Origin of the sequence: Aeromonas sp. LsrichE-8G (assembly GCF_022869435.1) — a bacterium.
Taxonomy (GTDB): domain Bacteria; phylum Pseudomonadota; class Gammaproteobacteria; order Enterobacterales; family Aeromonadaceae; genus Aeromonas; species Aeromonas caviae.
The window spans coordinates 1-22,817 of the sequence record NZ_JALIHH010000117.1 but is presented as its reverse complement, the minus strand read 5'-3'; the positions used below and the strand labels follow the sequence as shown (position 1 = coordinate 22,817).

The window sequence follows — 22,817 nt, the reverse complement described above, 5'->3', positions numbered from 1 at the left end:
ACTACCCGATGCACACGAGTGTGCTGGAAGGGGTGAACAACAAGATCAAAGTGATAAAGCGTATGGCATATGGATTTAGGGACTCAGAATACTTTTTTCTGAAAATCAAGGCGGCCTTCCCCGGAAAGCCGCGATGAACCTTTTTTATGGCCGCCATGGGCCATGAAAAGGCGATTTGCCTTTGCACCCGTCCCGGGGATGGGTCATCATCAACCCTTTGCCGATCGGGAGGTGCCATGTTTGTCTTTGACGTGACCACGAAGGCGGGGGCGCAGGGGCGGATCCAGGTGCAGGCGCTGGACTGGAGCCAGAGCGGCCCGGTGAGCTTTCAGTGTGACAGCGACGAGCTGGCCCTGGTGCTGCTGAGCGGGTGTCGCTGTGATGCCGTGGGGTACTTCAATCTACTGGGGGGCTGCAAGCCGCTCTACGTGGAGCAGTGGCTCACCTATTTGCAGGAGCGTGGCCAGCTGGAGAAGGTCACGGCCCGCCAGGAGAGCCCGTCCCAACCCGATTACCTGACCCGGGCCGGGCTGGCGGACGACGAGCTCAATGCCCTGCTCGGCCAGATCTACAAGGTGGCCGGGTTCAACCGCCTGCAGATCAACCGCTACCTCAAGCATCGCCACAACCCGACCATGCTGGCGACCCGTTACGATCAGAAGGAGCTGGAGCGCTATCGCCAGCTCAACGACATCATTCTGACCCTGTTGAAGCTGAAACCGTCTCCGTGAAGATCCCCATCTGACCGATCTCCGGTCCCAGCTCCTGGGGCCGGGCGATGAGGTAGCCCTGCAAGCCGTCCACATACATGCTCTGCAGCATCTGCTTCTGGCCTATCTGTTCCACCCCTTCCGCGATCACCAGGCAGCCCATGCGATGGGAGACGTCGACGATCATCCGCACGAACTGCTGGTTGGTGAGATCCTGCTCCAGCTCGGTGATGAGACCGGGGTCCAGCTTGATGTAGTCGGGTTTGAGCTCGCGAAACAGGCTGAAGGAGCCGATCCCCTTGCCGAAGTTGCAGATGGCCGAGCGGCTGCCGTGGCGCCTGAGCAGCTCGAACAGCCGCCTGGACCCGGTCAGGTTGCGCTCCAGGTGCTCCTCGTCGAGCTCGAACACCAGGTTGGCCCCGATGTCGGGGTCTTTTTGCAACTGGTGATCCAGCCAGATGAGAAAGGCGCTGTTTTGCAGCAGGGAGCCCGGTAGATTGAGACCCCATCGGCTGTTGTGGCCTCCGAAGGCGCGGTATTGGCGGATGACGTGGCGGATCACCATCTGGGTCAGGCGCAGTACCATGTCCAGCCGCTGCGCCATGGCGAGCAGGGTATCGCTTGGCAGCACGGTGCCGTCGCTGCTGCAAAAGCGGGGATAGATCTCGTGATAGGCGAGCATGCCGCGATGCAGGGGCTGGATGGGCTGGCAGGTGAAGCTGATGCTCTCCTGTTCCAGCAGATCGGTCAGCACCTGGGTCCAGTGACGCTGACCCTGCACTTCGACCACCTCGTCGTTCTGCTGGATGGCCCAGCCATTGACTACCTCTGTCTGGGCGCGGGCCAGCGCGAGATCCGCCCGGGCCAGAATGGCCTCTATCTTCTGCTCGCTGCTCAAGCGGGTCATGCCCGAGTAGGCGGCGCTCTCGAGCTCGTGATCGTGCTGATAGCGATCGAAGGCGAGCTTCAGATCCCGTCCCAGCAGATGGGGCGGGATCTGGGCCAGGGGGGGCAGCAGGACGGCAAAATCGGCCCCCGAGATGCGATAGACCCGGTGGCCCGGGAAGCGGCTGACGGTGTGGCTGATGAGGGCGGCGATGTCCCGGATGTAGGCATCTCCGGACTGGAAGCCGCGCTGGGCATTGAGCTTGCCGAGCTCGGTGGCGCGGATCAGCACCAGGATGGCGGTCTGGGTGTTCTCCTGCTGCAGCAGCTCGGTCAGATCGCGCCGGAAGGCGTGGCGATTGCACAGCCCCGTCATCTCGTCACGGGTCGCCTGGTTGTGCAGCTCGGTGATCTGGCGGTGGGCATCGAGCTCGGCCTCATTGAAGGAGGCGAGCAGCTGGCGCAGAGTCGTTTGTGTCTGTAGGCTGTCGAGCATGGCGGGATCCCGCTGCTGCAGCGCCAGCAGCCAGCGTTGCTCCTGCCTCGCCTTTTCCCCACGGCGCACGCTGTGGGTGAGAAAGAGCAGCAGGGCGAATCCCGTCAGGGTGGTCATCAGGACCAGCAGCAGGGTGAGCGGTGAGGCGGGGGGGGCGAGCAGCACTCCCTGCAACAGCAGCATGGGAATGCAGACCAGTGCGCTGACCAGCAGCAGGTTTCCCTCATGTTTATTCAACATCGTTTCATCCTTGATGATGTTCATGATGTAGAAATTCTAACCAAGTCGCTGGCGCAAAACATGAGTACTCACGCAACTCCACGATAAAGCGCCGGCGGAATGCAACTAAATGTGAGTGAAAACACTTTCATGGTCTGTAAAAAAAGCGAAGATGGGTTGAAAACAGCCCCAACAGAGCAGAGGTAGATATGTCGCTAGAACCCGTAAACACAGCCAAAGCGCGGCAGCTATTGAATCAGAGTATGGCCTTGGTGCTCGCAGGGGGACGAGGCAGTCGCCTGAAGCAACTGACCGACAACCGTGCCAAACCCGCCGTCCATTTTGGCGGTAAATTCCGCATCATCGACTTCGTGCTCTCCAACTGCATCAACTCCGGCATCCGCCGGGTGGGTGTGATGACCCAGTACAAGTCTCACAGTCTGTTGCGCCACCTGCAGTCCGGGTGGTCCTTCCTGCGCTACCAGATGAACGAGTTCATCGACTTGCTGCCCGCCCAGCAGCGGGTGGACGAAGTGCACTGGTATCGCGGGACAGCAGACGCCATCTACCAGAACGTGGACATCATTCGCGACTACGGCCCCAAATACATAGTGGTGCTGGCGGGTGACCACATCTACAAGATGGACTACGCCGCCATGCTGCTCGATCACGTGCGCCTCGGCGCCAAGGTGACGGTGGCCTGTATCGAGGTACCGCGCTGCGAGGCATCGGCCTTCGGCGTGATGGACATCGACGAGCAACGCAAGATCCGCGCCTTCGTGGAGAAACCGGCCAATCCGCCCGCCATGCCGGGTAACGAGAACGTTTCCCTGGCCTCCATGGGTATCTATATCTTCGAGGCGGATTACCTCTACCAGCTGCTGGAGGAGGACATCCACAACCAGGAGTCCAAGCATGACTTCGGCATGGACGTGATCCCGCGCATCGTGGGCGAGGGCAAGGCCTTTGCCCACCCGTTCAACATGTCCTGTGTCGGGGCCAAGGAGGGGCAAAAACCCTACTGGCGCGACGTGGGGACCCTGGACTCGTTCTGGGAGGCGAACATGGATCTCGCGTCCGTGGTGCCCGAGCTCGACATCTACGATGAGAGCTGGCCCATCTGGACCAGCCAGAACATGTCGCCGCCCGCCAAGTTCGTGCAGGACAGAAACGGTCAGCACGGCATGACCATCAACTCCATGTTCGCGGGGGGCTCCATCGTCAGCGGCTCCTTCGTGTTGAACTCGGTGTTGTTCACCAATGTGCGGGTGCACTCTTTCTGCACCCTGGATCAGGCGGTGATCTTCCCCGGGGTCGAGATTGGGGCCGGTTGCCGCTTGCGCAGGGTGGTGGTGGACAAGGGCTGCAAGCTGCCAGATGGCCTGGTGGTGGGGGAGAATGCGGACGAAGATGCACGCCGCTTCTACCGCTCCGAGCAGGGCATAGTGCTGGTGACCAAGCCGATGCTGGCCAAGCTGGTGTGAGCTTGACGGCAGGATAAAAAAAGGGAGCCAAAGGCTCCCTTTTTCATGGGGTATTACAGGGTTCACTCGCCGATCACGGCCTTGCCAGCCATCACCATGGCGGTGCCGTGCTTGCCACCGGCGGCGGTCACCTGGGGCACGCCGTCTTCGTCGGTGTCATGGCCCGCGCCTTCCACCAGATTCTCGCCGGAGTCGCCAACCCATTCGGCCATCTGCATGCCGCCGTTCACGGTGCCGCGGAACCAGCTCACGTACTGCTTGGTCAGAGTGGCGAGTTCCAGTTCGGGCGCCTTCTCAGCCCCTTCGTTGCGCAGGTTCAGCATGGCAGAGCGCAGGGCGCCGGAGATGGCGGCCTGGGTCCAGGGGGTGTATTCACCCTGCTTGCCCGCCAGCCAGGTACCGGCCTTCTGGTTGAAGTAGGCCTTGTCGGTGGCGATGAACAGCTCGCGTGCCGCGGTGCGGTACTTGGCATCCGAGGTGGCCAGGAAGGCGGCGGTCAGGCCGCGGATGGCGGCGAACTGCGCGTCGATGGACTGACCGGCGTCAAGCTTGCCGCCCAGGGTCAGACCGTCATGGACCAGGCCGTTCTTGCCCTTTAGGTTGGCGAGGATGAAATCGGCCTGCTTGCGGACCAGTGCGATCGCCTGCTCACCCTGTGGGGTCTTGAGGTTCAGCTCGCCATTGTCACCGGCGGCGTAACCCACCGGCAGCGCATCCTGGGCGCGCTGGAAGATCTGTAGGGCGACTAGGGCGTAGGCGGCGTCGAAGGTGGTGACGTGCCCGGCCTGTTTGCCAGCCTGCCAGCTGTCGACCAGGGTGCCAGCCTTGGGCTCGAAGTGCAGGGCCAGCAGGTTCTTGAAGGTGAGGTTGGAGAGGTTCAGGGCCAGGGAGAAGGCATCGCTGCCCGCCACCGCCTTGCCCAGATCGTTGGTCTGGTTGGCAGCCGGAGCGGCGGCGAACGGGGCACCGTCAAACACGGCGTGGAAGGCCGGGTTCTGATTGGTGTTGGCCGTGCGCTGATCGCTGAAGGCGTAGAACTCGGAGAGGGGCCACAGCAGCATCCAGGCGTCGCGCAACTGGGCGGAGCCGTCCACGACCTCCAGCTTGCCGATGGCACCGGCGTCGTTCTTGCTGGTCTCGGTCACTTTCACCTGATGAGGGAAGTAGACAACCCCCTTGGCCGGATCGTACTGCGGGGTGATTTTGGCGCCCAGGGTCTTGCCGTCAAAGCCGAGCTGATCTTGCAGGATGGCGAGCTTGTCGATGGACTGCTCGGTCAGCATCATGCCGTTGAAGCCGTCGGCGGCAGAAACCCCCAGCTTGTGCTTGCCGTCCTGATCCATGGTGACGGACGCGGCTTCCACCTCTTCATCGGTCTCGGCTACGTGCATGCCCCCCAGGAAGTCCTGGGACCACATCACCTCCTTGAGCAGGATGCCGCCCACGGCGGCCGGGACCAGCAGGTTGTCACTGCCGCTCCAGCGCAGGGTGGCGTAGTCGCGGAAGTAGGCGGGGACCTGGGTCTTGACGCTCTTCTCGTTGCCCTTGGCGGTCTTGATGGTGATCTGGTCACCGTTGACTGGGGTGGCGTTGACGGCTTGCGCGAACTCCGGGTTGGCGGAGGCGTAGGGCAGGGAGAGGGGATACATGCCCTGAGGAATTTCATCGGCGGGGAAGCCGACGGCCTCGGCCATGGCCAGTACCCGTTTGCCCAGGTCGGCCAGGGTGCCGCCACGCGCCTGGTTTTGCGGCCCGTTTACCAGATGGGGGCCCATGCCGGACTGGTAGTTGAGGGCGTACATTGCCTCTTCGGAGTATTCATAGGATTCGATCCCGGCGGCGAAGTCGAACGGGGTCGGCTCGTCGGCGCGGTTGGCGTCCAGCACATCCAGATCCAGCCCCAGGGCCTCGGCCAGCGGCTCGCCGGAGAGCTCGAATTCGGTGTAGGCCAGCATGTTGGCGGCGGTGTTGAACGTCTTGTCCTCCACCTTGACGGCAGCCTGTGCGGCGCTGCTGAGGAGTGCGCAGGCGATCGCCTGCACCAGTACGGTTTTTCTCATGTCCTTCTCACCATATTGTTGATTTTATTATGACGCTTCTCATGAATCTAAATGAGAATGGTGTGCATTATGGGGCAAAGGGCGGGGCTTGAGAAGAAAAAAACCGCGCCCCGGTGGGGTGAAGAGGAGAGGCGCGGCGGCAGGTGTCACATCAGTTTGAAGGGGATGACCAGTCGGCCCGGCTCCACCTTGAGGGCTTCGACCTTCTCCTTGATCCGCGCCTCGTTCTGGCGGCTGCCATCGAGCCGGTAGACGGGGGTCTGGGAGAGGAACAGGGAGAGGGACTGGTTGAAGGTGGGCAAGAGCGGGGAGAGGGCGGTGCCCACGTCCGCCGGCTCGGTCTTGACGGAGAGCAATTCGAGATCGCGCAGATAGATGGCGCCCTGCTCGGCCACATAGTCCGGGCGTGCCCGCAGGGAGAGGCGGATCTTCATCTGCTGGCTGCCAAGGGGGCTCGCCACCTGCAGCTCGCCGGCGGCATCCAGCTCGACCTTGTCGGCCTGGCTGCGGCCGATGCGGCTTTGCATGTCATCGAGTCGGATCTTGCTCGACATGATGCCGGGGATCCCCAGCTGTTTCTCGAAGGCGACTCGCTCCTTGAGGTACTGGTTGATCTCCCCTTCGCTGACGCTGTACTGGGTCAGCGAGCAGGCCGCCAGCAGCAGGGCGAAGGGAAGCAGAAGCAGGTGTTTCAACATGGGAGGGTTCCATTTTCGGGGCTGTCACAAGAGGTGGCGCCATCTTAGAGGCAAAGCGGGTTGGCCGCCAGTGGGGCCGCCCTGACCGGTTTCTGTCGCATCCCCCATATGGGGATGGCAATCCGTTTTCATTCGAGTAGCTATTTCCCTTCACCGCCAGCAGGCCCGCCCTGGCGTCATCCCCGACATACCCACAGACAAGCTCCTGTTTTAACGATGCAAAATCCCATTGACCCCGCGATTTCAAAGCGAGTATTTTACCGCCGCACAAAGTCAAATTGATAATCATTATCATTTTGAATCTTCTTTGAGGGTATGACGTGAAGACTCGAGTAATGGAAAATGGCACACCTGCCGAGGCGAAGATGTCGCCTGATTTCTTGTTTACCTCGTGTCAGGGCACGATCAGTGCCACTGACCTGGGGCAACCCATCACCACCCCCGCCTGCGAGTGGCCCCTGCTGGCACAGCAGATAACCCTGGCCCTCGATGCCGCTAGGGCTGCCGGCCAGACCAACCCCCTGCTCATCGGTGCTTTTGCGTTTGATCCGGCGGAGGCTTCCTGCCTCTATGTGCCCGGCCGCTATGAGCGGGGCGAGAAACTGGCCCCGACAGAGCCGACACCGGCGACAGAAGTGGAGCAGACCGTCGAGGCCAACCGGGTCATCTCGGTGCAGAGCACCCCGCCGGCCAGCGAATTCCAGGCCTCGGTCAGTGCGGCGCTGGATGCGTTTGCACAAGGCCGGCTCGCCAAGGTGGTGCTGTCGCGCAAACTCACCCTTACCCTGCACCAGCCTGCCGACCCTAAGCAGGTGATGGCCCGTTTGATGGCCCAGAATCCCCACGCCTTCCACTTCTCCCTGCCGCTCGGCCAGGGTCGCCGCCTGCTGGGCGCCAGCCCCGAGCTGCTGCTGCGGGTCAGCGGGGGAGAGGTGTTCACCCACCCGCTGGCGGGCTCCGCCAGACGGGTGAGCGAGCCGGCGCAAGACGAGATGGTGGCCCGGGAGCTGCTGGCCTCTCGCAAGGATCAGCATGAGCACCGCCTGGTGATCGACGAGATCCGCCGGGTGTTGACGCCCCACTGCCGCGAGCTGGCGATCCCGTCCAGCCCCTCGCTGATGAGCACGGATACCCTCTGGCATCTGGGCACTCCCATCGCCGGCCGACTGCACGGTGGCGAGGCCTCGGTGCTCTCCTTGGCCTGCCAGCTTCATCCCACCCCGGCCCTGTGCGGCTATCCCACCGAGCTCGCCCGCCAGTTTATTCGCGAGCAGGAGCCCTTCCGGCGCGCCCTGTTCAGCGGCATCGTCGGCTGGTGCGACAGCCAGGGCAACGGCGAGTGGGCCGTGGTGATCCGCTGTGGCGTGCTCGATGGCCATCAGGTCGAGCTGTTTGCCGGCGCCGGCATCGTCGCGGGCTCGGATCCCGCCATGGAGTGGGCCGAGACCGGCACCAAGCTGGGGACCATGCTCAAGGCCCTGGGCCTGGATTTGGAGGTGGCGCAATGACGCAGCTTCAATATCTGGGTTGGCAGAGTGTGCAGCCGAATTTGAAAGCACTGGGCCTGGATTTGGAGGTAGCGCAATGAGCCAATTCAACCGCTTCCTGCCCTATACCCGCTGGCCCGACGAATTGGCCCGGCAGTACCGCGCCAAGGGCTATTGGCGTGGCGAGCCGCTGACCGCCATGCTGGCGCGTCAGTGCGAACTGGCCCCCGACGCCGAGGCCATTCTCTGCGGCGAGCGCCGCTTGAGCTATGGCGAGCTGGACGCCGCCTCGAGCCGGCTGGCCGCGAATCTGGCCTGCCACGGCCTGGGGGTGGGGGACACCGCGCTGGTGCAACTCCCCAACGTGGCCGAGTTCTATCTGGTGTTCTTCGCCCTGCTCAAGGCCGGCATCGCGCCGGTCAACGCGCTCTTTAGCCACAACCGGCTGGAGCTTCTCTCTTATGCCGAGCAGATCACACCGCGCCTCTTTATCGGCTCGCTGGCTCATCCGCTGTTTGCGAGCAAGGGTCGCGAGAGCGATCTGCTGACAACCATCGGCACCGAGCTGGTGCTGCTGGAGGGCGATGGGGGGGAGCTGGGGCTGACCCACTGGTTGACGAAGGGGGATGAGAGTGAGCCGGTGAAATGTGGCCCGACCCCGGCGGACGAGGTGGCCTTCTTCCAGCTCTCCGGCGGCAGCACCGGCACCCCCAAGCTCATCCCCCGCACCCACGACGATTACCTGTACAGCGTGCGCCGCAGCAACGAAATTTGCGGCCTCGGCCCCCATACCCGCTATCTGTGCGCCCTGCCGGCGCCCCACAACTTCCCCCTGAGCTCCCCGGGCGCTCTGGGGGTATTCGAGGCGGGCGGCACTGTGGTGCTCGCCCCCGATCCCAGCCCCATCAGCTGTTTCCCGCTGATTGCCCGCCACCGGGTCAATCTCACCTCGCTGGTGCCGCCGGCGGTCTCGCTCTGGCTGCAGGCCGCGGAAGCGGATCCCACAGCGCGCACCCAACTGGCGAGCCTCGACTTGCTGCAAGTGGGCGGCGCCAAGCTGGGGGAGGCGGTGGCCAGCAAGATTGGGCCGCTGCTCGGTTGCCGGCTGCAGCAGGTGTTCGGCATGGCGGAGGGGCTGGTCAACTACACCCGGCTGGACGACCCCGACGAGAAGGTGATCCATACCCAGGGCCGCCCCATGAGCCCGGACGACGAGGTGCGCATCCTCGATGAGGCGGGCAATCCGGTTGCCCCCGGCGAGCCTGGCGCCCTGCACACCCGCGGCCCCTATACCTTCCGCGGCTACTACCAGAGCCCGGCCCACAACGCCCGGGTGTTCGATGCCGAGGGTTTCTACTGCTCCGGCGATCTGGTGGTACAGGATGCCGATGGTTACCTCACCGTGGTGGGGCGGCAGAAGGATCAGATCAACCGGGGCGGCGAGAAGATCGCGGCGGAAGAGGTGGAAAACCAGCTGCTGCACCACCCTGCCATCACCCATGCGGCCCTGGTCTCCATGCCCGACAGCGCCATGGGGGAGAAGAGCTGCGCCTTTATCGTCAGCACGGATCCCGCCTTGAAGCCGCTGGCCTTGCGCAAGTTTCTGCGCGAGCGCGGGGTGGCGGACTTCAAGCTGCCCGACCGTTTCGAAACCCTGGACGCCCTGCCCATGACGGCGGTGGGCAAGATTGACAAGCAGGGGCTGCGGGCGCGCATTGCGCACGCCATCGCCGCCAACCAGCCCCTGACAACAGCATAAAACTAAAAAGGAATCATGACGTTATGGCTATCCCAACCCTGAACAATTACGCCATGCCCAGCCAGTGGAAGGCCAACAAGGTCGACTGGTCTCTGGATCCCAAACGCGCCGCCCTGCTGATCCATGACATGCAGGAGTACTTCACCGCCTTCTATGGCGAAAACAGCCCGCTGATTGCGGCGCTCACCGAGCGCCTGGCCGCCGTGCGCAAGCAGTGCAAGGCCCTCGGCATTCCGGTCTTCTACACCGCCCAGCCCAAGGATCAATCCCCTGAAGATCGCGCCCTGCTCAACGACATGTGGGGCCCGGGGCTCAACAAGCGGCCCGAGCAGCAGCAAGTGGTGGCAGCACTCTGCCCGGAGCGTGACGACACCGTGCTGGTCAAGTGGCGCTACAGTGCCTTCCAGCGCTCCGAGCTGGAGCAGATGCTCAAAGCGCTGGGACGGGATCAGCTGCTCATCGGCGGCATCTACGGCCATATTGGCTGCATGATGACCGCCTGCGACGCCTTCATGCGCGACATCCAGCCCTTCTTCCTGGCGGACGGGGTGGCGGACTTCTCCCTGGCCGACCATCAGATGGCGCTCGACTACGTGGCAACCCGCTGCGGCAAGGTGATCCCCTGCGAGGAGGTGCTGGCCCTTGCCCCGGCTTCCGCTTCTGCCGCCCAGCCCACCAATCCCTTGCTGACGTATGAGGGGCTCAAGGCGCGGCTGCTGAGTCATATCGACGAGGACGAAGATGAGTTTGACCCCGACGAGAACCTCATCGACTACGGTCTGGATTCGGTTCGGATCATGGCCCTGCTCACCGAGTGGCGCGCCGCCGGGGTGGAGCTCGGCTTCGTGGATCTCGCCAAGCTGCCGACCCTCAACGGCTGGTGACGCCTCATCGAGGCCAAGCTGGCAGCCCAGGCCCTGGAGGTGACCCCATGAACCGCTTCCCCTTGACCATCCCCCAGCAGGGGCTCTGGTCCGGACATCTGCTCAATGACGACAAGGCGATGTTCAACACCGCCGAGTGCATCGCCTTCGACGGCAAGGTCGAGGCGGCCGTGCTGGTCGCGGCCCTTGCCAAGGCGGTGGGGGAGTGCGAGGCGCTCAAGGGCCACTTCGAAGACGATAAGGAGGCGGTCTGCTTCGTCTCGCATGAGCTGCCCCTGGCCTATGAAGAGGTCTCCCTCGAGCACGATGACGAGACGCTGGCCCGCGCCTGGGCTTGGGCCGATCTGCGCCGCCCGTTCGAGCTGACCCAAGAAGCGCCCTGCCGTTTCGCCCTGCTGCGCGGCCCCGGCCGCGATTATCTCTACAGCTGCGTGCACCACATCGCCCTCGACGGCTTTGGCACCACCTTGCTGTTCCAGCGCATCGCCGAACTGTATGCAGAGGGGCTGGCCGGTGAGATGAACTCCCCATCTCCCTTCGGCTCGTTGGCTGAGGTGCTGGCAGAAGAGGCGAGCCGCGAGCAGAGCGGCAAGAACGACGCCGCCCGTGCCTTCTGGCAGGAGCAGCTGCAAGGCTGGCCCGAGGTGAAGTCCTTTGGCGAGACCCGCGCACCGATTGCCGCCGACTTTATCCGCGAGAGCCGTCCGCTGCCGGCGGCGCTGTGGCAATCCCTGACCGGCTTTGCCGACGAGCACAAGCTGGGCTGGCCCGATCTGCTGCTGGCCGGTCTCTCGGCTCAGTTGTCGCTGTCGAGCGGCCAGAATAAGACCCTGCTCGGCCTGATGATGATGAACCGCATCGGCTCGGCGTCGCTGACCGTGCCCTGCATGCAGATGAACATTACCCCGCTGGCGCTGACTCTGGGTGAAGAACTGGATCTGGCGGGGGCTGCTGGCGCCGTGGCCAAGGCCAAGCGCGGGGTGCGCAAGCACCAGCACTACCGCTACGAGCTGCTGCGCCGCGACCTTGGCCTGGTGGGGGGCGACAAGCGCCTGTTCGGCCCGCTGGTCAACATCATGCCGTTCGATCACGCTCGCCGCTTCGGGCCGTTATCTGCCCATATTCTCAACATCAGCGCCGGCCCGGTGGAGGATCTCACCATCGAAGTGCAGGTCGGCGTCGATGGCCTGCCCAGACTGGATCTGGACGCCAACCCCGGCTGCTACCAGCAGGCCGATCTGGCGGTCATCGCCGATACCCTGTTTGCCCTGCTGGGACGTTGGCTGGCCGAGCCCGCCCAGACCCTGGGTGCGCTCAAGGCCGACTGGCTGGCCGAGCAGCGAGCCAGCGCCCTGATCGCCGGCCCCGCCCATGAAGTGATCAAGACACGGTCGGTGCTGGAGGCGCTCTGCCACTTCGCCGCCCAGACCCCGGACAAGATCGCGCTGGAGCAGGGAGAGGCCCGCTTCAGCTACGAGGCGCTGCTGGCCAGAGCCGAACAGATGGCGGCCGCTCTGCAGGCCGAAGGCGTCGCCCCCGGCGACAAGGTGGGGGTCATGCTGGCCCGCACCCCCCAGGCCATCTTCGCCCAGTTGGCGGTGCTGCTGGCGGGCGCCGTCTACGTGCCGCTCGATCCCGAGCAGCCGCTGGAGCGCCAGGGCCATATTCTGCGGCTGGGGGAGGTCAAGACCCTGATCACCCAGGCCGAGTATCGTCACAAGCTGGCCAGCCTGTTTGAGGGGCGCACCCTGCTGGCGGGGGATCTGGTGAGCGGTGATCGGCTCAACCAGCCGGCCGCCGGCCGCGCCGTCGCCTACCTGATGTTCACCTCGGGCTCGACCGGCCTGCCCAAGGGAGTGGCAGTGAGCCACGGCGCGCTGGATCACTTCGCCGCCGCCGCCCGCTGCCGTTATCACCTGGATGAAGAGGCGCGAATGCTGCAATTCGCCCCCTTCAACTTCGACGCCAGCATCGAGGAGGTGTTCGCCACCCTGAGCGCCGGCGCCACCCTGGTGCTGCGCACCGACGCCCTGCTCGAATCCATGCCCGCCTTTGCGACCGGGGTGGAGCAGATGGGGATCACCCACCTCGACCTGCCCACCGCGTTCTGGAACGAGTGGGTGGTGGCGCTGACGGCGGGTCAGGCCCACATCCCTGCCGGGCTTACCGCCGTCATCATCGGTGGCGAGGCGGTCTACCCCGAGCAGCTGGCCCAGTGGCAGCGTCAGGGCCGCTCCGATGTGCGCCTGTTCAACACCTACGGCCCCACCGAGACCACAGTGGTGGTGACCACCCAGGAGCTGCAACAGGAAGACCCGAGCCAGGCCCAGCTACCCATCGGCCTGCCGCTGCCCGGCATGCAGGCGCTCATTCTGGGAGCGGGGGATCAACCCGCCAGCGAGGGGGAGCTGGTGCTGCTCGGCCCGCAGCTGGCCAATGGCTATGTGGGGGGCGTGCAAGGGAGCTTTGGCTCCCTGCGGATCGGTGAGGAGGAGCTGCCCGTCTACCGCACCGGCGATCGAGTGCGCCTGGTGGCCGGCCGGCTGGTCTACCTCGGTCGGCGCGACAACGAATTCAAGATAAGCGGCTATCGCATCCAGCCCGGCGAGGTGGAGGCCCAGCTGTTGGCCCTGCCGGGGGTGGACGAGGCCTGCGTGCAGGGGGTGAGCATCGGCAGCGTGCGCCGGCTGGTGGCCTTCGTGGCGGGGCCGGAGCGCGACAGCCGGGTCATCAAGGCGCAGCTGGCCAGGGTGCTGCCTGCCGCCATGATCCCCACTGATTATCGCCACTATGACCAGCTGCCCCGCACCGGCTCCAACAAGCTGGATCGCAAGGCCCTGCTGGCCGCCTACCAGGCGGGTGGTGAGGCGTTGACCCTTGGCAGCGAAACCGAGAACCGGGTCGGCACCATCTGGCAGCAGATCCTGGGGCTGGCCACCATGGCGCCCACGGACAACTTCTTCGAACTGGGGGGCCAGTCCCTGCAGACCATCCAGATAGTCAATCGGCTCGGCGCCGAGTTCGGGGTGCAGGTCAAGGTCTCCGACGTGTTCGATCACCCGCGCCTCGATGACTTCTGCCGTTTCCTCGACGGCCTGCTTGCCGAGGATGAAGAGAGCGTGGAGATGGTGTGGTGATGGATAAGGAGCAACAAGCAATGGCCTTTGATTTCACTGGCAAGCGGGTCTGGGTGACCGGGGCCGGGCGTGGTATCGGCCGCGAGGTGGCAACGCAGTTCGTGGCGGCCGGCGCATCCGTGGTGGGGCTGGATCTGGCGTTTCCCGAAGCCGACTACCCCTATGCCACCCGGCTGCTCGATATCGGCGACTCGCAGGCGGTCAACGCCTGCTGCGCAGCGCTGCTGGCGGACGGCGGGCTCGATGTGCTGGTCAACGGGGCCGGGGTCTTGCGCCTCGGCTCCACAGAAACCTTAAGCGATGACGACTGGCACGACTGCATGACGGTCAACACCAGCGGCGTCTTCTATCTGCTACGGGCCCTGGTGCCCCACTTCAAGGGGCAGCGGCGCGGTGCCATCGTCACCATCGGCTCCAACGCCGCCCATGTGCCGCGCATGCAGATGGCGGCCTATTGCGCCTCCAAGGCGGCGGTCACCAGCCTGACCCAGACGGTGGGGCTGGAGCTGGCCCCCTTCGGCGTGCGCGCCAACCTGGTGTCGCCGGGCTCGACGGATACCCCCATGCTGCGCGGCATGCTGCCAAGCGAGGAGGCCATGGCCCGCACCATCGCCGGGTTGCCGGAGCAGTTCAAGCTCGGCATCCCCCTGCGCAAGGTCGCCACCCCGGCGGAGATCGCCCATACCGTCCTCTTCCTGGCCTCGGATCTGGCCAGCCACATCACGCTGCAGGATCTGGTCGTCGACGGCGGCGCCACCCTGAGTGCCTGAGGCTTGAGAAATAGATGAACAATATGATTTTGCTGTTGAAACAGCTGGAGCGGCAGGGGGTCAAGCTGGCGCTGAACGACAAGGGCCAGCTTATCTCCCAGTCGAGCAAGGAGGCGGTGACGCCGGCCATCGGCGCCACCATCAAGGCCCACAAGGATGAACTGGTGCGCTGCCTGGCGGCCCGCGCCGCCTTCGAGGCGCCCATTCTTGCGCAACGTGATGCCGAGGGCGCCCGGCAGGGGCCGCTCTCGTCGTCCCAGAGCGGGCTCTGGTTTATCGAGCAGTACGAGGAGGCCTCCCACCTCTACAACATGCCGGTCTATTTTCGCGTCAAGGGAGAGCTGGACACGGCGGCGCTGGAATTTGCCTTCGACCACCTGTTTGCCCGCCACCCCAGCATGCGCACCCGCTTCATCAAGGACGAGGCGGGCAGGGGGGCCCAGGAGATCCTGCCCCACGTGCCCTTCAAGTTGCACATTGAGAACGTGAGCGCAGAGCCCGCAGCCGAGCGGGAGGCCTATGTGGCCCGCCGGGTGCGCGAGGAGATAGGGCGTCCCTTCTCCCTGACCCTGGGGGATCTCAGCCGGGTGCACCTTATTCGGCTCGGCAGCCGCGAGCACGTGCTGCTGATCACCCAGCACCACATCATCTCCGACGGCTGGTCGGTCAAGAACATGTTCGCGGATCTCAAGCGCGCCTTTCTTGCCCATCAGAACCGCGAGCCCCTGCAGGTGAGCGAGCTGCCCCTCACCTACATCGACTATGCCCGCTGGTTCAATTCAGACCGTTTTCTCGATTATCATGCCGAGTTCAAACCGTTCTGGGTCGATCGGCTCGGTGGCAGCCCCGAGGTGCACGGCCTGCCGCTCGACAAGCCGCGCCCGGCCCATCAGGACAGCGGCGGCGAGCTGGTCTTCTCCACCATCGAGAGCGACCTGTGGGAGAGCTTCAAGCGCCTGTGCCAACGGCACAGCACCTCCAACTTCATCGGTCTGCACGCCCTGTTTGCCCTGCTGATGGTGCGCCAGAGCGGCGAGAAGGAGGTGGTGATCGGTACCCCGCTCGCCTATCGCGAGCGCCACGAGATCGAGTCGCTGGTGGGCTTTTTTGTCAACACCCTGGTGCTGCGCACTCAACTCAGCGGCAAGCCCAGCTTTGTCGACTATCTGCAGCAGTGCCGGGAGGAGGATCTGGCGGCCTTCGATCACCAGCTCTACCGTTTCGAGGCGCTGGCCGAGGCCATCGGCGCCGATCGCACCACCGCCATCAACCCCATCTTCCAGATCATGCTGGTCTATCAGGCCAAGGTGGACTTCAACGATCTCATCCCCGGTTGCCAGCTGGTGGAGGAGACCTCGCCTGTGTTGCCGGCCAAGACCGACATCTCGGTCAAGGTGACCGAGCTGATGGACTCCGTCCGGGTGGACTGGCTGTTCGCCACCGCCTTGTTCGAGCGAGAGACCATCCAGGCCTACGCCGATCGCCTGCTGCACCTGATGCGCGCCGTGGTGGCGGCCCCCGAGACCGACATCTGGCAACTGCCGCTGGAGGCGGGCACCGACCAGGCAGCGCTGGCCGCCGAGCTTGCCGATCTGCCGCCGGACTACCCGAGCCGCGACACCCTGCTCTGTCATATCGAGCGGCGCGCTATTCAGTTGGCGGACGCGCTGGCGGTCAGCGACGGCGTGCAATCGTTGACCTATGGCGAGCTGGAAACGCGTGCCAACCGGTTGGCCCACTGGCTGCAGGCTCAGGGCGTCACCCCGGGCGCCGCCATCGGCATCCAGGCCAGACGCGATGTTGCCTTCGTCATCGCCCTGCTCGCCTGCTGGAAGGCGGGGGCGGCCTATGTACCCCTCGACCCTGCCTATCCTGCCGAGCGGCTGGCCCATATCTTAGGCGATGCATCCATCAGCCTGGTGTTGGGCGGCGTGCCGGATCCGCGGCTTGGCGAGGCGCTGGCGGGCACGACTGCCGAATATCACGATCTGCACCAGCTTGCGCTGGACAAGATGCCAACCAGCACGCCCGCACTGTCTCGGGACGCTGCCATGCTGGCCCAGATCATCTACACCTCCGGCAGCACCGGCTTGCCCAAGGGGGTGATGGTGGAGCAGGGCAGCCTGGTCAACCTGATGGCGGATCACGGTGAGCGCATCGCCCTTGGGAAGGATGGCGCCATGTTCAACTGCATGTCCCTCTCGTTCGATGCCGGCAACATGACCAGCTTGCTGCCCCTGTACTGCGGCGCGGCCCTGCACTTTGGCGAGCCGGGCGAGGGGGTGATCAGTGCCGCGATCGCTCGGGGTGCCAGCCATATGATTTTGCCGACCGCCCTGCTCGCGAATCTATTGCCACCGGCGGAACTCGGTTCCCTCAAGGCCATCGGCTTTGGCGGCGAGGCGTGCCCGAGCAGCCTGGTGGAGCGCTGGGGGGAGCGGGTGGCGCTGTTCAACATGTACGGCCCGACCGAGTGTACCGTCACCGCGCTCTGCGCGCAGCTCACCCCGGGGGCGCCCATCACAATCGGTCGACCCGTCAACCACCTGAAGGCGCTGATCCTGGACGAGGCGGGCAACCTCTGCCCGGTGGGAGTGCCCGGCGAGCTCTGCCTGGCAGGGCTGGGGCTGGCCCGCGGCTACCTCAATTTGCCGGCGCGCACTCAGGAGGCCTTTATCGAGCTGGCGCTGGCTGATCGACCCCATCGCCTCTATCGCACCGGCGATCGGGCCTTGCTGCGCCGCGACGGCAACATCCAGTATCTGGGCCGGATGGACGAGCAGATCAAGCTGCGCGGCTATCGCATCGAGCCGGGTGAGATAGAGACCCGGCTTGCCGAATTGTGCCCGGCGATGCGCCAGGTCAAGGTGGTGGTGCAGGAGGGGCGCCTGCTGGCTTACGCCTGTTTGCAGGCCGGAGCAAGGGAGCCCGACGGCGATGCCCTGCTGCAGCGGGCCGGCGAGTGCCTGCCCGAATACATGGTGCCGGTGCGCCTCTGCTGGCTGCCCGAGATGCCGCTCACCCCCAACGGCAAGCTGGACTTGCGCCGCCTGCCCGCCATCGTCTGGCAGCAGAGCAAGGGCGAGCCGCAAAACGAACTGGAGCAGACCGTGCTCGCCATCTGGCAAGGGGTGCTCAAGCAACCGCTCGGGGTGGAGGATGACTTCTTCCGCTTAGGCGGTGACTCCATCCTCAGCATCCAGCTCACCACCCGGTTGCGGGATGCGGGACTGCACTGCAGCGTGAAGGACGTGTTCGAAGCCAAGACGGTGCGCCGCCTCTGCCGCCAGCTCGGCCAGCAGCAGGCGGTCAGCCACAGGAGCGAGCAGGGCAGCCTGACCGGCGAGTTCCCGCTCCACCCCATTCAGCACTGGTTCTTCGAGCAGGGCTTTGCCAGGCCCGGTCACTGGAATCAGGGGGTGATCCTGCGCCTGCCGGCCGGGGTGGACGATGAGGCCCTGCGCGGCTGGCTGAATGCCCTGCGCCAGCACCACGATGCCCTGCGCCTGGCGGTGACCCCGACTGGCCAGCGCTACCTGGCCGAACTGCCATTGCCGCTGCTGCCGACCCTGGATGCCGCCAATCTTGACGAGGCCGAGCTGCAAGCCCGCCTGACCGAGCTGCAGGGAGAGCTCGACCCTGCCAGCGGCCACACCCTGGCCTGGGCCCGCCTGCGCAATCTCTCTCTGGAAGGTGAGCGGGAGGGCGAGCGCGAGACAGTGGAGGGGCTCTTCCTCGCCTTCCATCACCTGGTGATCGATGCGGTCTCCTGGCGCATTCTGGCCGAGGATCTGGCACGGGTGAGCAAGGGCGAGCCACTGCCCGCCAAGGGCAGCAGCTATCGCCAGTGGGGCGAGGGGCTCGCGGCCTACGCCAAACGAGAAGAGGATCAGCTTGGCTTCTGGCTGGCTCAGGGGGAGGCCAGCAAGCCAGGCTTGCTGGAGGAGCGACGCGCCGCCGATGGCCGCGCCGCCGCCAGCCTGCTGCAACTGAGTCAGGAGACCACGGCCCGGCTCATCGACACCGCCAACCAGGCCTACTTCACCCGGGTGCCCGACCTGCTGCTGGCGGCACTGACCCGTACCCTGAACGAGCAGGGTTACGGCAGCCGTCACTGCGTGATGCTGGAAGGACACGGTCGTGAGGCCATCGATGCTGAACTGGACGTGAGCCGTACCCTGGGCTGGTTCACCAGCACCTATCCGCTGGCGCTGGCGGATGCCGGGGCGTGGGATGCGCTGGTCTGCGCCACCAAGGAGCAGCTGCGCGCCGTACCGGACAAGGGGGTGGGCTTCAACGCCCTGCGACTGCACCACCCTCGTGGGTCTGAGCTGCCCCAGGCCCTGGTGGTCTTCAACTACCTGGGGGTCAGCCATCAGGGTGAGGCCGCTCAAGCCTGGCAGCCCCTGTCGCTGGCGCCGGGGGCACCCAGCTCCCCTGACAACCTGCCGCGCGAGCTGGTCAGTCTGCACGGTGGCGTGTTTGATGGCCGCCTCACCCTGCGTCAGGTGGGCGCCCTCAACCAGCAGGCGAGCGACGCCCTGATGGCGCGGCTGGCGGACAACCTGACGGCGCTGGTGGAGCACTGCTGCAACTTGAAGGCTCCGCGCCATACCCCGAGCGACTTCCCGGGGCTTGGCCTCTCGCAAGCCGCGCTCGATCGGGTGCTGAGTGGGCGCGAAGTGGAGACCCTGCTGCCCATGACCTCGCTTCAGCAGAGCATGTTCCATCACAGGGCGCTGGCGCCCCGGGATCACGCCTATCACCTGCAGACCGAGATGGACTATCACCAGCCGTTGGACGTGGCGGTCTACCGTCAGGCCTGGCAGGGGCAGATCGCCCGCTGGCCGGCCCTTCGCAGCGAGCTGGTGCTGGCGGATGGGGTGGCGCTCCAGCGCATCCTCAAGCACGCCGAGTTGCCATTCCACTATGAGGACTTGTCTGATGTGGGAAATGCAGAGGCTCGGGTCCAGGCCTATCGCGAGCAGGATCTGGCCCGCCCGATCCCGCTCGAGCAGGCGCCCCTGCTGCGGCTTGCCTGCTTCAAATTGGCCCCCGATCACCACAAGGTTGTCTTCAGCGCCCATCACGGCGTGCTGGATGGCTGGAGCGGCCCCGTGTTGCTGGGGTCCTTGCATCGCGCCTATCAGGCGCTGATGAACGGCCTGCTGCCGCAGGGCGAGCCGGATACCGCCTGGCTCGAGTTTGGCCGCCATATCGCCAGCCAAGCCCGCAGCGCCAAGGCTTACTGGCAGGGGCGGGAGGAGCTGCTAACAAAGCCTAACGATCTCGCCTGCCTGTTCGGGGTGACGCTGGACGCTGGCGCAAGCGGGCGCCATACCCAGCAGCGACCGGCGGTGTGCGCCACGGTGCTGCCGGCCGAGGTGGCGACCTTGCTCGCCCATCGTGCCCGCGACCTTGGCGTGACTGCGGGCCTCTTGGCCCAATATGCCTGGCACCGTCTGCTGGCACGCCGCTCTGGCGATGCCGTCACCCTGGTGGGCAACGTGACCCCGGGCCGGGATTACCCCATCGAGGGGATCACCGCGAGCGTCGGGCTCTACATCAACAGCCTGCCACTGGCCCTGGAGTGGTGCACCGAGTTGACCCTGGCCGAGCATATCGCCCGGTTGCAGACCGACCTGATGGCACTCAATGAGCACGGCACCCAGTCGCTGGCGGCACTGACCAAAGGCCGGGCGCGTCTGTTCCAGAGTCTGTTCGTGTTCGAGAACTACCCCATGCCGGCGGCCCCTGTCGCCCCCGAACCTCACCAGCTGGTGCCGCGCTTTGGCACCGTGGTGGAGAAGGTGGAGCTTCCTCTGTCGCTCGTGGTCAGCAGCCGGGGCGAGACGCTCCAGCTGCGCCTCGAGTTCGATGGCGAGCAGATCCCCGAGGCTCGGGCAGAGGCGGTGCTGGCTGACTGGCTGGCCGAGCTCGACTGGCTGGCGCAGGCGGACCTGAGCCAGCCGGCCAGAGTGGCGGCGGCCGCGCCGTCCCCGGGGAGGGCGCAAGTGGCCACCACCAGGGCGGAGCCCAGCCTGGCTCCGCCACCGGCCGAGGCTCGCGCGCTGTTGGCCCTGTGGGAGCGCCAGTGCGGCGTGCCCGGGATCTGGCAGCAGACCCTGTGTGAACTCGGGGTGGATTCGGTGCAGCAACTCGCCCTGCTGGCGGCCCTCAACGAGGCGTTTGCACAGGAGCGAGCGCCGCTTACCCTGCAGACGCTCAAGGCCCATCCATCCCCCAGCCGACTCTATGGGCACTGGCTGGTACGCCAAACGGAGGCAGCGCTATGACGGTGACCATCAAGCATAAGGCTCCGCTCGTGCAAACCCGGCCTGCCCCCCGTGAGGGGGCGGCCAACCTGGGGGCGCGGCTGGCGGCCTGTCTGGCCGCCACCCCGCTGGCCCCCGCCATCCGCATGGGCGTGGCTGGCATCAGCGAGGACGGATCAGGTGAGCAGTGGCTTAGCTACGGCGCGCTCAATGTCAGGGTCGGCGAGATTGCCGCGCGATTGCAGGGGCTGGCGGTGGGGGAGCGGGTCGGCCTCCATCTCTCCCGTAGCCCCGACCTGGTGGCCTGCCTGCTGGCCTGCCTGCGGCTCGGCCTCACCTTCGTGCCCCTTGAGCCGGACTTTCCGGTGGAGCGGCTGCAGGGGATCGCCCGCCAGGCGCGCCTGTCGGCGGTGATCTGCGACGGTGACAGACCGGCTCCCGCCTTCGGCTGTCCGCTGCGCACCCTCGACGGGCCGGCAGCGGCAGGGCTCGTCTCCTGGCCCCAGGTGGATGATGCCCTGGCCGCCTACATGATGTTCACCTCGGGCTCCACCGGCGAGCCCAAGGGGGTGGTCATCAGCCGGCGGGCCCTGCTCTGCTTCCTCGACGGGATCCGCGAGCGGCTCGGGCTCTCACCGAGTTGCCACTGGCTCTTCATCACTACCCCGGCCTTCGACATCTCCCTGCTGGAGATGCTGGGGCCGCTCTGGGGCGGTGGTCGGCTGACGGTGGCCGGGGGCGAGCACAACAAGGATCCGCTGGGGATGCAGGCCTTGCTCGAGGCCGATCCCTCCATCAACTGGCTGCAGGCCACCCCGGCCTGCTGGCGCATGCTGCTCAAGGCCGGCTGGCAGGGGCGCAATACCCTCACCGCCCTGTGCGGCGGCGAGGCGCTGGATTTGGGATTGGCCGAGCAGCTCTGTGCCCGCACCCGGCGACTGTGGAACTGCTACGGGCCGACCGAGGCCACCGTCTGGTCCCTGGTGAGCGAGGTGCGCTGGCCACCGACTGATGGCCAGATTACCATCAGCCACAGCCTGCCCGGCTATCGGCACTGGGTGCTGGACGAGGCGGGGCAGCCGGTAGCAGAGGGAGAGTGCGGCGAGCTCTGCATCGAGAGCCCGGCCCTGTGCGAGGGGTACTGGCGCAAGCCGGCCTTGACCAGTGCCGCCTTCCTGCGCCTTGCCACCCATCGCCTCTATCGCACCGGTGATCGGGTGCGCCTCCTTGGGGCGGACCGCTTCCTCTATCTGGGGCGGCGCGACGATCAGATCAAGCTGCGCGGTTTTCGCATCGAGCTCGGCGAGGTGGAGGCGGGACTGCGCCGCCAGGCCGGGGTGCAGGAGGCAGCGGTGCGTCTGGTGGGAGAGGGGGACGAGGCCATGCTGGTGGGCTACGTGGAGGCGAAAAGCGGGGTGACCCTCAATCGCCTCGCCCTGCGCAAGGGGTTGCAGGCGACGCTGCCGCACTACATGGTACCGGCGCGGCTCATCCTGCTGGATGCCCTGCCCAAGACCAGCAGTGGCAAGCTCGACAGAAAGGCGCTGCCATTGCCGGAGTAGACGGCCTTGCCGAGCCATGGATAAAAAGAAGCCCGCATCATGCGCAATGCTGTTCACTTAAGCGGAGCCGCATTGCGATTTACCGGAAAACGGGTCTTTGATATCTTCACCGCCCTGGGTCTCGATGGCCTGGGGCGTTTTTCTATGAACATGACGCCTATGCAGCCCCGCAACTCCGCCAACCTCCGTGGCGTATGGGCTGGCGATAACGCGCCCGCCATCACTGCCATCTGGTTCGCGATGAGCTGACAGGCAAACTTAAAGCTCACCTCATTGGGCGCTCGCTGATGGGCTACGGCGGCCTGGCTGGCCTCCCGCCTGACCAGATTGTATCCAAGCAGCAATCCCCACAGCTCCTGATAGACCAAGTCCACTTTCTTGCTTCTCAGCG

13 protein-coding genes and 1 pseudogene are annotated in these 22,817 nt (G+C 65.4%); 10 read left to right on the top strand and 4 right to left on the bottom strand.

Going from position 1 to position 22,817, the window contains the following annotated elements; genetic code table 11:
• The coding region (locus MUW49_RS16415; protein WP_210538105.1) for a transposase at positions 1–137 on the top strand (137 nt) is incomplete at its 5' end.
• Between the two features lie 99 nt (positions 138–236).
• On the top strand, positions 237–731 hold the full coding sequence (locus tag MUW49_RS16410; protein ID WP_010674428.1) for a hypothetical protein: 495 nt from the start codon (positions 237–239) through the stop codon (positions 729–731).
• Here the strand turns inward: MUW49_RS16410 and MUW49_RS16405 are convergent.
• Entirely contained in the window at positions 694–2,331 is a 1,638-nt protein-coding gene (locus MUW49_RS16405) for a GGDEF domain-containing protein (RefSeq protein WP_244812979.1), read from the bottom strand. The two genes, MUW49_RS16410 and MUW49_RS16405, sit on opposite strands and share 38 nt — an antisense overlap.
• Positions 2,332–2,519: 188 nt before the next feature.
• Here MUW49_RS16405 and glgC point away from each other — a divergent pair, with 188 nt between their 5' ends.
• The gene (gene glgC, locus MUW49_RS16400) at positions 2,520–3,794 is read left to right on the top strand and encodes a glucose-1-phosphate adenylyltransferase (RefSeq protein ID WP_104452785.1); all 1,275 of its coding nucleotides are present in this window, start codon (positions 2,520–2,522) and stop codon (positions 3,792–3,794) included.
• Between the two features lie 62 nt (positions 3,795–3,856).
• Here glgC and MUW49_RS16395 read toward each other — a convergent pair whose 3' ends face one another.
• Both MUW49_RS16395 and MUW49_RS16390 read right to left on the bottom strand, forming a co-directional pair.
• Complete coding sequence (locus MUW49_RS16395; RefSeq protein ID WP_104452786.1) at positions 3,857–5,854, bottom strand: hypothetical protein; 1,998 nt, start codon at positions 5,852–5,854, stop codon at positions 3,857–3,859.
• 146 nt (positions 5,855–6,000) lie between these two features.
• Positions 6,001–6,552, bottom strand: a complete 552-nt coding sequence (locus MUW49_RS16390; protein ID WP_039038906.1) for a lipoprotein — start codon at positions 6,550–6,552, stop codon at positions 6,001–6,003.
• Between the two features lie 320 nt (positions 6,553–6,872).
• On the opposite strand from MUW49_RS16390, the gene MUW49_RS16385 reads away from it, so the two are divergent.
• The 7 genes from MUW49_RS16385 (at position 6,873) to amoH (ending at position 22,426) form a co-directional block, all read left to right on the top strand.
• Positions 6,873–8,060, top strand: coding sequence for an isochorismate synthase (locus tag MUW49_RS16385; RefSeq protein WP_244812978.1), 1,188 nt, complete (start codon positions 6,873–6,875; stop codon positions 8,058–8,060).
• A gap of 76 nt (positions 8,061–8,136) precedes the next feature.
• Positions 8,137–9,798, top strand: coding sequence for an amonabactin biosynthesis (2,3-dihydroxybenzoyl)adenylate synthase AmoE (gene amoE / locus MUW49_RS16380; protein ID WP_104452788.1), 1,662 nt, complete (start codon positions 8,137–8,139; stop codon positions 9,796–9,798).
• Positions 9,799–9,821: 23 nt separating this feature from the next.
• Positions 9,822–10,682, top strand: a complete 861-nt coding sequence (amoB, locus tag MUW49_RS16375) for an amonabactin biosynthesis bifunctional protein AmoB (RefSeq protein WP_244812977.1) — start codon at positions 9,822–9,824, stop codon at positions 10,680–10,682.
• Between the two features lie 47 nt (positions 10,683–10,729).
• Entirely contained in the window at positions 10,730–13,819 is a 3,090-nt protein-coding gene (amoF, locus tag MUW49_RS16370) for an amonabactin biosynthesis non-ribosomal peptide synthetase AmoF (protein ID WP_104452790.1), read from the top strand.
• 20 nt (positions 13,820–13,839) lie between these two features.
• Complete coding sequence (gene amoA / locus MUW49_RS16365) at positions 13,840–14,589, top strand: amonabactin biosynthesis protein AmoA (protein WP_104452791.1); 750 nt, start codon at positions 13,840–13,842, stop codon at positions 14,587–14,589.
• Positions 14,590–14,603: 14 nt separating this feature from the next.
• Complete coding sequence (amoG, locus tag MUW49_RS16360) at positions 14,604–20,885, top strand: amonabactin biosynthesis non-ribosomal peptide synthetase AmoG (protein WP_244812976.1); 6,282 nt, start codon at positions 14,604–14,606, stop codon at positions 20,883–20,885.
• Positions 20,882–22,426, top strand: a complete 1,545-nt coding sequence (gene amoH, locus MUW49_RS16355; RefSeq protein ID WP_104452793.1) for an amonabactin biosynthesis glycine adenylation protein AmoH — start codon at positions 20,882–20,884, stop codon at positions 22,424–22,426. The genes amoG and amoH overlap by 4 nt, the downstream gene beginning before the upstream one ends.
• Positions 22,427–22,479: 53 nt before the next feature.
• Here amoH and MUW49_RS16350 read toward each other — a convergent pair.
• Positions 22,480–22,817, bottom strand: a pseudogene (locus MUW49_RS16350) (IS4 family transposase); the annotation flags it as partial.